Raw genomic sequence first — 12195 nt, forward strand, 5'->3', positions numbered from 1 at the left:
TGAACCGTCACATCGGAGATCGAAAGCCCGAGCACCCGGTCACTGACCGTGCCTGTATCCGGTTGAACCTTGATACCATAACCGGCGCTACCCACTGTCGATGTACCGATCAGCGTGAAAGTGTTCAGGTTGACGTTATCCCCTTCGACCTGAATGGCGTATTTGTTACCGATCCAGGAGGAATCGATAATCGTCCCGGCTTCACTCTCACCCGAGAGCGTTACGCTCTTGGAAACATCGAGTGTATCCGTCTGGGTATAGGTGCCGTCGAACAAATTCACGACACCGCCCGATAGAGCCATGTCGATGGCGCCTTGCACGCTCTTGACGACCGCGTAGTAACCGCCGACCGCATTATCGGTCCATGCCGCGCCATTCTGCCAAGTATTGGCCGCCATCAGCTCGGCGAACGTGTCGATATTGGCTGCGTTGCCGGAGAAGATCGTATCGCGCACATAAAGCGGCGAAGTACTGGCCGTCAGATTGGCGTTGTCGAACGTGTTACCGGTAATGACCGTGTTGCTGCCACGCGCGCGCAGCTGGTTGCCGTAACGCGACGTCGTACCGGCAAACGTGTTACCGGTGATGGTCGCACCGACCGCGTCGATCGTCACAAGCGTATTGCCCTGCTCATCGCCGCTGCCATTGAGGCCGCCCGCAGTCCCCGTCACCTGGTTATTGGTGAAAGTGATATTCTGCGTGTTGGTCACACCGGAGCCGCCGCTGATCACGACTAGCTGGCGGGGTACATTGGCAAGCGTAAACTGCTGGCTAAACCCGTCACCGGCCGGATTGGGGCCCGTGAAGGCCTGTCCGTCGAAAATGTTACCGTCCACCGTCAAGCCGACAACGGCGGCATTATACTCACTCATCAGGCCCGCATCGCCATTTGCGGTAATCCGGTTGCCCTGCACAGTCGAGCCGCTATTAGCGCCTTGGAAATACACGGCGGCATTCTCAATACCAGCGGCGCCATTATCGATACCGATAACGGTGAAACCGTTACCGGTTCCACCGAACGTGAAGTTGTTCGCACCGGAATCAATTTGGACGGCCCCGAGCGCGCCAACGCCCGAGATGCCCTGAATGGTCGTTGCATCCCGGCCATTCTCGGAAACAAGCGTCAGATTGGATTTGCTGATGCGGACATTCTCGACATAGGTGCCGTCCGCGACGTTCACCTGTGCACCGGCTGCGGAAGCGACATCCACACCGCTTTGGATCGTTGCGGCGTTGGATACATTCACCACCGTACCTTCACCGGTCAGGGTCTGATTGGCACCGAGCGTGATGGCTGCGTTCAGATTGATGATGAGGTCGTTATCGGTATTCTCATCCTTCAGCGCGAGCTGGTTAGAGTTGGACTGCGCCGAAGAATCGATCGCCGAATTGACCGTGATGGAATTTTCAGCCTCTACGTCGACGTTACCCGAATTCAAGTTCGTAACAATAGCCGCCGCTTCACCAGCACCAACAACCAGATCGACTGGGTCGATGAGCCAGGTACCCGCATCGCCATTCGCTGCGCTGGTTGCAACGCGCAGGCCTGCATCAAGAGAAACCGTCTCGCCCGACGTCTCGACAAAACCGCCGTCGCCGCCATTGGCGCCGCCTTTGGCAGAGAAGGAGCCGGCATATTCGCCGTGGCCCTCGGCATAGGCGATGATGGAGCCGCCATCGCCATTATCCGTAGCATCCGCCTTCAGCACCGCAGTGCTTTCGGTCGTGATGTTTTCCCCGTCGATGGAGATGGAGCCGCCGCCCGTGGCGCCCGAAGCATCGAGCGTGCCGGCGACAGTCACTTCACCGCCGCCCAGGATGATTTCACCGCCGGCAACCGTCGCCGAGGCCGCGCTGGTGATGCCGTCCACATTGACGATGGAATCGACGACTTCAGTCGCGGCTTTGGCGGAAATTTCGATCACGCCGCCTTCGGCCACCACCTGGCCGAGCTGTTCGGCCTTCGCACCCTCGGCGCCGAGGCCGATTTCGATGAGCCGGTCGCCTGCGAGGTCGAGCGTGAAGGTTTCACCGGCCGCCATGGCCACCTTGCCGACCTTGGCGCGGATCGTGCCGTTGTTGCGCACATGCGGGGCAACGAAAGCGGCAAGCCCGCCCTCGCGCACCGTGATCTGGCCTTCATTGACGACGGAGCCGCCGCCCGCGCCCAGAAGATCAAGGCGCGTATCGCCCGCCATGAAACGGTCGACATTGATATTCGCCGTGGAAGCCACGAGACCGGACACATCCACCCGCGCGCTCGCCCCGAACATGACGCCGTTCGGGTTCAGCACCCAGACATGGCCGTTCGCGGTGAGCTGGCCGTTGATTTGCGTCGGGTTCGTCGACTGGTTGATGCGGTTGACCGCAATCGAGCCGGAATTCGGCTGATTGAAGTTCACATGAGCATTCTCGCCGATGTCGAAGCTGCGCCAGTCCAGCACCGTACGGTTGGTGGACTGGTTCACATCGAGCCGCGTGCCGTTTTGCGAGATTGTCGCCGCGCCGCCCGTCACCGTGCCGCCGCTCGGCAGCGTGTTCGCATCGATGGCGAAGGCGCTGCCGCTGCCCAGCACCATGGCCGCCATCGCGCCCAGCGTTGCCGCCGGACGGGTCAGGGCCGTCGAACCCATCAGAAATGACTTCTGGATATTGCGCTGAATGCTCATTTTGACACCTGTCGGACCGTCGCCGGCCCCCCTCCTTGATTGCCCCGTCAAACGCACGGGTCTTGGCTGTTCAATTTGTCTTGCGCGGGGCCGCTTTTCCGGGATGGGCCCCGCCTCATCTCAATTTCAAAAGCTCGAGCTGATCTGGAAGAACACGCGGGCGTCGCGGTCGCGCTCGGCCTGCACGGTCTTCTCGAAAGGTTTGGCGACATAAAGGTCGAGATTGACCTGATCGAAGAGCGCGGTGCGCACGCCGACGCCTGCGGATTCGATCGTCTCGCGCCGCGGCGAGCCGGGCAGCACCGTGACCTGTTCCACGGCTGCCGCTTCATAGAAGCCGTAAAGCTGCGTGTTCTGCATGAAGTCGGCCTGATGAGGCGTGTACCATTGCAGCTCCGCCTTGCCGGCAAGGCCCTTCTCGCCGGTGATTTCGGACGGATCGAAGGCGCGGCCATAGTAGGTGCTGCCGAAACCTTGTTCCTCGGAGGCCAGAAGATCCTCGTTGAAAGAGGTTTGACCGGCGGCCCCCAGAAGCAGGCCGAATTCGCCGCCGATGGGCTGCCAGCGCGTCACTTCGAAATTGAGGCGCTGATAGTCGCTGTCGGCATTGACGCGGGAAAGGTTCGCGTCTCCGCTTTCCGAGCCGCCCAGCGCGGTGATGCCTTGCGTGAAGGTTCTCGCCCGTGTTGAAGCCGCCCCAGCTATCGAGCAGGTTGGCAAAGACCTTCGCATTGACGTTGCGCACCTTGTCGTCGAACACCGGATTGACCGCGTTGTTCTCGGAGCGCACATCGTTGGAGAAGAAGCCCAGCGTACCGATGACGTTAAGATCGCGCGAGCGGATGAAGGGATAAGAAAGCTCGACGCGGGCGGTCTTGGCTTCGCCTTCCGTGTCGATCGTCTCAAGCTCGAGGCCCGGACGGGTCTCGGAGTAAGAGTAGGAGGCAAAAAGCGTCAGGCCCGTCGAGGTGAGCGGCTGCTGAATGCTCAGCGCGCCGTAAGCAAGCTCCGGATCACCGTCCGGCGTCACCACACCGGTAAAGCCCACACGGCCCGCCGTGCCGAAAAGATCGTTCGCGAAAACCGCGCCGACGATTTCCTCGCGGCCGAGATAGCGGCTGCCGAAATTATCGATGCCTGCATAGCCTTCAAAGGCTTCCCGCTCGACGACCAGCGTCAGATCGGCGGCGCCCGGTGTGGTTTTGGACGGGGTGAGAACCGAGCGAACCGTAAAGCCGGCCATGTCGCTTGCCAGCAGCAACTCGCGCTCCAGCACATCCGCCGTCAGCGGCTTGGCCGCGGCGATGCGCCTGGCATGGCTTTGCAGGAACGGCATGGCGCCGCCCGCATCGCCTTCGATTTCCACATTTTCGATGAAGCCTTCCACGACCTGGATGCGCAGCTGGCCATCGCCAATGCGCTGGGCCGGAACAATGGCGCGGGTCAGAATATAACCGGCATCGCGGTAGGCGGCGGTTGCCCGCCCGGCCAGCTCATAAACATCGGCCAGCGTAATGTCGCGGTTGACATAATCGCTCGCCAGTTCCTGCAAGCGGCCTTCGGGCAGGGTCTGATTGCCCTCGAAAATGACGCCGGAAATCTGGAATTTCTGAAGCTCGGCCCCTTCGGGCGCTTTTTGGTCGGGCGTCGCCGGCACATCGAGCGGCGTGCCGAGACCCGGCGCATCCGGGCGCGGACGCAGACGGTCATCGATCCGGCTCGGATCGGCCGTTGCCGGCGTTTGCGCCATCGCCGCGCTGGTCACACCTGCATAAAATAGAGCTGCAATAGTAGCTGCGAGACGCAGCTTGCCCCCCGTACGACTTCATGTTTGCCCCCAAAACTGCGGAAAACCGCAGCCGCCTGTTCAAAATTTAGTAAACTTTTCGTTAACGTAAGCTACAAAGTTGCAATGTGAAAAGCAATCATACAAATGTGTTAGTTGCCGTTTGACTCGGACAGAAGAGCCGATTCTTGCTTTTGATTCAGCGGTTTAAAGAAATGATAATTTTATATTAAAGTTAATGCGCCCCATGACTCTAACTTGACTCTGCAGAGCCGCTTTCCCGCGCTGAGACAGTCAAATTTCAATAGATAGAATGGCTTAGGAGAGTAGGCACGCGCGATGCCGCTTTCCGGGCAAAGCGCTAAAACTTGAATCAAATCCAACCGCCCCGCTGAACGCCGATTTAAACGGCAATTGGGACACTCACCGCACGGTAAAACGAGTTTGGTGCGGTTGGTCCCATGTCTATCGCGCGCGTCATAACAGCGCTTTGCGCCGGAGCGATTCTCCTGGCAGGTGCAGTTCAGGCAGCCCCTGCGTTAGCTGAAAGCGGTTTTCCCGACGGGGCGCCCGGCCAGGGCGATTTTCAGGTCTTTCCGCGCTGGCAGCGGGTGCTTTCGGAAACGAAACCCGTCTCCGAACTCGCCGCGCTCCGCCGCGAGGAAAATACCGTCTCTCAGGCATATAAAGTGGACACGGGCAAAGCAGGCGACACGGCTGCGCTACAGCCCGCCGCAAGCGCGGCCCGTCTGACCTTCACCCTGCCCGCTCCCTCGGCCCGCCAGCCGGAGAGGCACCGCACGCCGACCCTGCGCCCGCCCGCCAAGCGCAGCGCCGTGGCCAAGGCCCCTGCCGAACAAGCAGAAGAAGAAGCCGCGCGGCTGACCTTGCCCGAAGGGATGCTCGTGCCGCTTATCCGCCCCGAGCGCGGGCAAGAAACGCAGGCCGCGAGCGCCATGCCCGTCTTCAACTTCCTGCTGCCGGTAGAGCGGCCCGAGCAAACGGTACAGACGAAAGAAGCGCCCGCACCGCAAACACCGCCGGAACAGGCAGCCGATTGCCGCGCGAAAGGCGCCTGCGCCCCGGACGATTGGGCCCGCGTCATCGACAGCGCGCTGGGTCTCTCACCCGCCGAAAAGCTGGACCGGGTGAACAGCTGGGCGAACGGCATTGCTTATGTGGACGATATATCGAATTGGGGCATGAGCGATCATTGGCAGACGCCTGCTGAGTTTCTGGCCAATGGCGGCGACTGCGAGGATTACGCGATCATCAAATATTTCGGATTGGTCGAGCTCGGTTTTTCCCCGGCGGATATGCGCATCATGGTGCTTTACGATGAAGCCATCAAAACGCACCACGCCGTGCTGCTCGTCCGGCTGAACGGCAAGATCAAACTGCTCGACAATCAGAAAAAGACGGTGGCCGACCTTGACGATGCGCCGAATTACCGGCCCATCTACTCGCTGAACCAGCAAAACTGGTGGCTGCACAAAAAGCCTGAGCCGGTGCGTCTCGTTCCGACGCGCCCGGCCCGCTATGCCGCGCAAGCGGCGGCCCGCCAACGTTTCCGGTAAGCAGGGCGCTTACACCCGCTCGGCCAGATCGCCCCAATTGAGCATGGAAATCTGATGGGCGGTGATGGCCTGCAGCCAGCCCTTGCCCCACCATTCGCCAAGCTCGTCCTTGCTCAGGCGCTGAGCCTTTTCCGCATCCACCACATGAAAGCCGGTCAGGTTGAAGTTCTGGCCGTCCTTCTTGGCGACATTGGCCTGACGCTCGATCAAGAGCCCCTTCTCGGAAAGCGCTTTGACGAAATCCTGCGTCGGTCCCACCGCGCCGTGATAGGCCCGGCAAAAATCGAGCGCCGCTTTGGCATGATCGCTCGGCGTGCCGTCTTCCTCGAAGAAGTTCAGCCCGTCCTTGTCGCTCAGCACCCCATCAGCCTCATCCACGCAAAGCGTCAGCACATCGCTGCCGGGCGTCGTGGAAAGGATAAAGGGATAACGGCGCACATAGGCCGGCACATAGACGTTCTTTGCCCATTCGCCTTTTTGTCGACGAAGAGATTCTCGCCATTGCGCATGCCGACCACGGCAACCGGAAAAGGCACCGCCGCTGCGACAAAGGCGATGGGGTAATGGCGCGAAATCTGCGCGAACTCGGAAAGATTGATCGGGATGGCATTGCTCTTGGCCGCAAAGCGCGCATCGACCCGGCGCGCCAGATGCTTCTTGCCATGGCGCTCGAAAGAAATCGGCACCGGATTTTCATAAAAGAGCGGCATGCCTGCGCTTTTTTGTTCCTCAGGGTTCGCTACCGTTTCCTCGCTCTCGCTCATGCCGCCTCTCCGCTTCTATGTTGCGCCCCATCAGCGCTTTCCTATGGCATAGCGCCCCGCCCAAGGCCGGAACAAGGACAAATCGCCAAAAGGGTTAAATAGAGCCGGTCATTCACGAGAGGAATAGTCGGTATACCAAGAAACGAAGCGGGAAAGCCCTTCTTCGATATTCGTGACGGGCGCATAGCCGAGCGCGGCTTTCGCGCGCTCGATATCCGCATAGGTTTCCACCACATCCCCGTCCTGCATCGGCTCGTAAATCCATTCGCTCTTCTTGCCGATCAGCCCTTCAAGCGTGGTGATGAAATCCATCAGCGCAACGGGCTTGTTATTGCCGAGATTGAAAACCCGGTGGGGCGGGCTTTCCGCCCCGGCTTCCGGCGGATTGTCGAGCGCCGCCAGAACGCCCGCCACAATGTCGTCGATATAAGTAAAGTCGCGCCGCATCTTGCCGTGATTGAAAACGCGGATCGGCTTTCCTTCCATAATGTTTTTCGTGAAGGAGAAGTAAGCCATATCGGGCCGCCCCCAGGGTCCATAGACGGTGAAGAAACGCAGCCCCGTCTGCGGCAATCCGTAAAGATGCGCGTAAGTATGGCTCATCAGCTCATCGGCTTTTTTTGTTGCCGCATAAAGCGAGACCGGCGCGTCCACCCTGTCATCTTCGGAAAAAGGCACTTTCTTGTTGCCGCCATAGACCGAGCTGGAAGACGCATAAACGAGATGTTTAAGACCCGCAGTGTGGCGGCAATATTCCAGCACCTCGAGATGCCCGGTCAGATTGGAGGCGGCATAAGAACGCGGGTTCTGAATGGAATAGCGCACGCCCGCCTGAGCGGCGAGATGCACCACCCGGTCGATAACACGCCCGGCAAGGCCTGCCTCCAGCGCGCCCTCCTCGCCGAGATCGGCGCGCACGAAGGAAAAGCCAGGATGATTGCGCAGAAGCGAGAGGCGATCGTCTTTCAGCGAGACATCGTAGTAATCGTTGAGATTGTCGAGCCCGACCACCTCTTCCCCGCGCCGAAGCAGCGCCTCGGCGACATGCATACCGATAAATCCCGCCGCGCCCGTGACCAGAACCGCCATTCCAACTCCTTTGCCTTCCTGTGCCTCCGCTTATAACACCGCGGGCGCGCAAGGAACATGCAAAGGCTCAGCGCAGGTCGAAGGTAACCGGCACCTCGATGCTGAGCGGAAAGGGGCCGAGCTCCGCATAAGGACGCGGCAGGCGCCCGGCATCGGCCACCATCTCTTTCACCGCCCCATCGAGCCGGGAAGACCCGGAACTGCGGAGGATCCCATGGCGCAGCACGCGGCCTTCTCCATCGATCGTCAGGGAAAGCGCGACGGTGCCTTCCTCACGCATCAGCCGCGCGCGGCGCGGATAGGACTTGTGCCGTTCAAGATGGGCGCGTAGCAGCGCGAAATAATCCGCCGCGCCCGGCGCGCCGCCGCCGCTTTGCCCGCCGGTCAGCGCATGAGCGGCGCCTCCCTTACGGCTTTGCGCCTCACCCGCGCCATCGCCAAGGGAGGCAACCTGCTGCTCGGCCTCGTTCGGTTCGGCCACTTCTTCCTTGGGCTTCTTTTGCACCGGTTTTTGCACCGCTTCTTTTCGCGGTTCGGGTTTCTTCAGTTTCTTTTCCGGCTTTTGCGCGGTCTTTTCCGGCTCGCGCTTGCGCTCCGGCTTTTGCACCGGCGCGACGGGCAGCGCATTCGCTTCCAGCACGGGCTCCGGTTCGGGCAGAGCTTCGCGCACCTCTTGCACCTCGGGTGCAGTCTCGATCTTTTTGGGCGCGGGCGCGCCGGCAATCACGGAAACGGCAAGCCCGCCGGAGCCCGCCGCGGCAGCCCCGGGCGGCGTCTCTTGCAGGAAAAACCCAAGCGCTGCGCCATGTACAAAAAGCGCCGCGAGGCACATGGGCCCCAAAAGCCGCCAGCGAATCTCCCTCATCCGGCGCCCTCCTGCACGATGAGCCTAAGCTCATGCTGGCCTGCCTCGCGCAGCTCCCGCATCAAGGTGACAAGCACGGCGGCATCCGCCTCTTTATCGGCCACAATGTCGAGCAGTGCGGGCGCGGCTTCTGTCGCCTCAAGGCGCTCCAGCACGGCCGCACGCGGCAATTCTTCACTGCCGAGCGCAAAGGCGCCTTCAGCGCTGACATAGAGGCGAAGGTTTTTCGTTTCCCCTTCCGCGCCCTTTTCTTCAAAGCCGGGCGGGGAAACGGGAAAAGGCGGGCTTTCGGCGAGAACCCCGGCAATCATGAAAAAGATCAGCAGCAAAAAAACGATATTGATGAGCGGCAGAGCCGGCTCGTTTTCCTGAAATCTTGGAGGACGGCGCAGCTTCATTTCACGCCTCCGTTTTCCTGCCCCTGGGGATCGACAAAGGAAAGTGTCTGCCCGCCCGCGCCGCGCACGATCTCAGCCCCATACATGAGATCGGCAAGGCGCGCGCCGCCCGCAGGCTCCAGAAAGACCGGTGACAACCCGTCTTCATCCTCGCTTTTCAGCCGCGCGGAAAAAGCATCGCCGTCCAGCCGGGCGCCATCGATCTCGAATGCGCCGCCGGGATGGATTTTGACATGGAGAGGCCGCGTCTCGCTAGGCGCAGCGCCGGCCTTGCCCGCGCTCACATCCAGCGCTTGCCAGACCTCGAACCGCGTGGCGAGCATGAAGAAGATCAGCAGAATAAAGATCACATCGATGAGCGATGTGAGGCCGATCCGCGCCCGGGCCCGCCCCGGCCTTTTAATCTGCAGCCTTGAGGAAGCCGCGCTCGCCGTCATGACGGGCCTGCTCTTTCAGTTCGAGTTGCAGGAAAAGATGGGTCAGGCTCTGCTCCATGACATGGGCAAGCCGCTCGCCGCGCCGGTCGAACCAGTTGACCGCCGCCGTTACCGGGATGGCAACGCCAAGCCCGGCCGCTGTCGTCAACAGCGCTTCCCAGATGCCGCCGGAAAGCTGGGAAGGATCGGCTCGCCCGCCGGCAGAGGCAAGCGCATGAAAGGCATCGATCATGCCAAGCACGGTGCCGAGAAGCCCGAGCAGCGGGGCAAGCATGGCAATGACTTCCAGAAAACGCAGATGCGAGCGCAGCACTTCCAAGGCCGCTTCCGCTTTGAGCTGTGCTTTTTCGCGCAAAAGCGCGAAGGGCAGGGAACCGGCCTCCTCGAGCACCGATTTCATAATAGGGCCGAGCGGGTCTTTGATCTTGCCCGCTGCCTTCACTCCCTCATCGATCTCACCCGCCTCAACGGCTCGGAAGACCTGCTGGATGGATTTGCGCGAAGGGGCAACGCCGCGCATCTGCACGAGTTTCGCCAGCATGACGCCAAGCGCTGCAACGGAAAGCGCGGCAAGCAAATAAAGCACCGGGCCGCCGGCCCCGGCCATATCGAGAAGACTGGAAGCCGCTTCCGGGCTTGCCGCGGCCTGCGCCGTTTCAAGCGGCGCGCTTTCAGGAGATGTTGAAGAAAGAGGATCGCTCATGAGGAAATTCCTTCTCAATCAGGCGTATCAGGCAGGCATGATTTGCGGGCAGCCGCGCGAGGGATGGGGGAGAACGGAAACGGGCATGCCGTAAACGGCCTCGATCAGATCGGCGCGGAAGACATCATGCGGCGAGCCATCCGCCTGAATGCGCCCGCGCTCCAGCAGCACCACACGGTCCGCGTAAAGCGAGGCAAGATTGGGATCATGCAGCACCGCCAGCACCCCCGCCCCTTGCGAGGCAAGCTCGCGGGCGAGCGTCAGCGTGCCGTGCTGATGGGCAAGATCGAGATTGTTGGTCGGCTCATCGAGCAGCAGATAGCGCCCGTCGCAAAAACAGGGCGCCGTGCGCCAGATCTGGGCAAGCACACGGGCAAACTGCACGCGCTGCTTTTCCCCGCCCGATAGCGTGGTGTAGCGCCGCTCGGCGAGATGCGCCGCGCCGGTAAAGGCTAGGGAGGCATCGATCGCCGCGCCGTCATGGCGCGCCTCGGGCCTTCCCCTGTAAGGCGCACGGCCAAGCTCCACCACGTCGCGCACGGCAAAATCGAAAGAAAGCGCATGAGACTGGGAAAGGACGGCGCGTTTGCGGGCAAGGTCGCCGGAGGCAACGCTGGCAAGCGGCGCCCCGTCGAGCAGCGCGGTGCCGCTGTCCGCCTGGCGCGCCCCCGCCATGACGGAAAGGAGCGTCGATTTGCCCGCCCCGTTCGGCCCGATCACCGCCACGACTTCTCCCGGCGCAAGGCGGAGGGAAAGATCGCTCAGCACCGGGCGCCGCCCGAGCGATACGCAAATATCTTTTACTTCAAGCATGGCCCGCCTCCTTGCGCTGCCGCATCAAAAGCCAGAAAAAGAACGGCCCCCCGACAAGACTGGTTACGACACCGATGGGAAGCTCCGCCGGCAGCACCGCAAGGCGCGCGGCGATATCCGCGCCCACCAGAAGGCTGGCGCCGAGAAGAAAAGACGCAGGCAGCACCAGCCGGTGATCGGGCCCGAAGGCAAGGCGCACGAGATGCGGCACGACAAGCCCGACAAAACCGATGACGCCGGTAAAAGCGACGATGACGCCCGTCATCAGCGCGGCCGTGAAAAGAATAAGCCGCTTCACATGATCCGCGTTGAACCCCAGAAAATCCGCTTCGCGCTCCCCGAGTAAAAACGCGTTGAGCGCATGGGCGAGGCTGAGAAGCACGGCAAGCGGGGGAAGCGCGAAAAGCGCGATCCAGCCGACCTGCTGCCAGCTTGCCGCGGCAAGCGAGCCCAGCATCCAGAAATTGATGTCCCGCAATTCCTGATCGGAAGAGGCGAAAACCGCATAGCCGATCCCGGCGCCCGCCACCGCGTTTACCGCGACACCGGCAAGGAGCATGGTTGCGACATCCACCACGCCGCCGCGCGCCGCGATCCGGTAGACAAGCCCGACGGCCAGAAGCCCGCCGATGAAAGCCGCAGCCGGGCGCAGGTAATAGAAGAACCCGGGATCGAGAAAGGGAGCCAAGAAGCTGCCGCCTAGAATCGTCGCCACCACGGCGAGCGCTGCTCCGCTTGAAACGCCGATCAGCGCCGGGTCGGCAAGCGGGTTGCGGAAAAGTCCTTGCAGCGCTGCGCCTGCGCCTGCAAGGCACGCCCCGGCCATGGCGCCCAGCACAACGCGCGGCAGACGCACATGAAGCAGCACGGTTTCCTCTGCCCGGCTGACTTGCGCAAACCCGCCGAGCCCAAGCGCGTCCAGAATGATTGAGAGCTGATGGGAAACGGGAATGGAAAGTGCGCCGAGCCCCGCCCCGGCAAAGAAGACGGCGGCAAAGAAAAGCGCAAAGCCGGCAAGGATCAGGCTGCGGGGAGATAGCTTTGCCGCCCCGCCGGCCTTGCGCCTGTTCTGTATCGCAGCGACAAGCGACATG

At 61.6% G+C, this 12195-nt stretch carries 11 protein-coding genes and 1 pseudogene; 1 reads left to right on the plus strand and 11 read right to left on the minus strand.

Going from position 1 to position 12195, the window contains the following annotated elements; all coding sequences use genetic code 11:
• The 3 genes from M2A_RS17520 to M2A_RS13420 all read right to left on the minus strand — a co-directional run.
• The coding region (locus tag M2A_RS17520; RefSeq protein WP_156101768.1) for a two-partner secretion domain-containing protein at nt 1-2669 on the minus strand (2669 nt) is incomplete at its 3' end.
• 126 nt (nt 2670-2795) lie between these two features.
• The gene (locus M2A_RS13415) at nt 2796-3029 is read right to left on the minus strand and encodes a hypothetical protein (protein WP_045448522.1); all 234 of its coding nucleotides are present in this window, start codon (nt 3027-3029) and stop codon (nt 2796-2798) included.
• The gene (locus tag M2A_RS13420; protein ID WP_045448524.1) at nt 2998-4419 is read right to left on the minus strand and encodes a ShlB/FhaC/HecB family hemolysin secretion/activation protein; all 1422 of its coding nucleotides are present in this window, start codon (nt 4417-4419) and stop codon (nt 2998-3000) included. The genes M2A_RS13415 and M2A_RS13420 overlap by 32 nt, the downstream gene beginning before the upstream one ends.
• Before the next feature lie 497 nt (nt 4420-4916).
• On the opposite strand from M2A_RS13420, the gene M2A_RS17525 reads away from it, so the two are divergent.
• On the plus strand, nt 4917-6032 hold the full coding sequence (locus M2A_RS17525) for a transglutaminase-like cysteine peptidase (RefSeq protein ID WP_052379486.1): 1116 nt from the start codon (nt 4917-4919) through the stop codon (nt 6030-6032).
• Nucleotides 6033-6041: 9 nt separating this feature from the next.
• Here M2A_RS17525 and M2A_RS18535 read toward each other — a convergent pair.
• The 8 genes and pseudogenes from M2A_RS18535 to M2A_RS13465 all read right to left on the minus strand — a co-directional run bounded on the left by M2A_RS18535 (nt 6042) and on the right by M2A_RS13465 (nt 12194).
• Nucleotides 6042-6796: pseudogene (locus tag M2A_RS18535) on the minus strand (SapC family protein).
• A 108-nt stretch (nt 6797-6904) separates the two neighbouring features.
• Nucleotides 6905-7885 (minus strand): NAD-dependent epimerase, encoded by a 981-nt coding sequence (locus tag M2A_RS13435; protein ID WP_045448526.1) that lies wholly within the window; start codon nt 7883-7885, stop codon nt 6905-6907.
• A gap of 67 nt (nt 7886-7952) precedes the next feature.
• Nucleotides 7953-8750 carry a TonB family protein gene (locus M2A_RS13440; RefSeq protein WP_081875632.1) on the minus strand — a complete coding sequence of 266 codons (798 nt, stop codon included), beginning with the start codon at nt 8748-8750 and terminating at the stop codon, nt 7953-7955.
• Complete coding sequence (locus M2A_RS13445) at nt 8747-9148, minus strand: ExbD/TolR family protein (RefSeq protein ID WP_045448528.1); 402 nt, start codon at nt 9146-9148, stop codon at nt 8747-8749. The genes M2A_RS13440 and M2A_RS13445 overlap by 4 nt, the downstream gene beginning before the upstream one ends.
• On the minus strand, nt 9145-9585 hold the full coding sequence (locus tag M2A_RS13450; RefSeq protein ID WP_052379488.1) for an ExbD/TolR family protein: 441 nt from the start codon (nt 9583-9585) through the stop codon (nt 9145-9147). Before M2A_RS13450 ends, M2A_RS13445 begins: the two co-directional genes overlap by 4 nt.
• Nucleotides 9548-10288, minus strand: a complete 741-nt coding sequence (locus tag M2A_RS13455) for a MotA/TolQ/ExbB proton channel family protein (RefSeq protein WP_045448529.1) — start codon at nt 10286-10288, stop codon at nt 9548-9550. Before M2A_RS13455 ends, M2A_RS13450 begins: the two co-directional genes overlap by 38 nt.
• A gap of 27 nt (nt 10289-10315) precedes the next feature.
• Complete coding sequence (locus M2A_RS13460) at nt 10316-11101, minus strand: heme ABC transporter ATP-binding protein (RefSeq protein ID WP_045448531.1); 786 nt, start codon at nt 11099-11101, stop codon at nt 10316-10318.
• The gene (locus M2A_RS13465; RefSeq protein WP_045448533.1) at nt 11094-12194 is read right to left on the minus strand and encodes a FecCD family ABC transporter permease; all 1101 of its coding nucleotides are present in this window, start codon (nt 12192-12194) and stop codon (nt 11094-11096) included. The genes M2A_RS13460 and M2A_RS13465 overlap by 8 nt, the downstream gene beginning before the upstream one ends.
• Nucleotide 12195 lies beyond the last annotated feature (1 nt).

The sequence above is a fragment of the Tepidicaulis marinus genome (assembly GCF_000739695.1).
Classification (GTDB): domain Bacteria; phylum Pseudomonadota; class Alphaproteobacteria; order Parvibaculales; family Parvibaculaceae; genus Tepidicaulis; species Tepidicaulis marinus.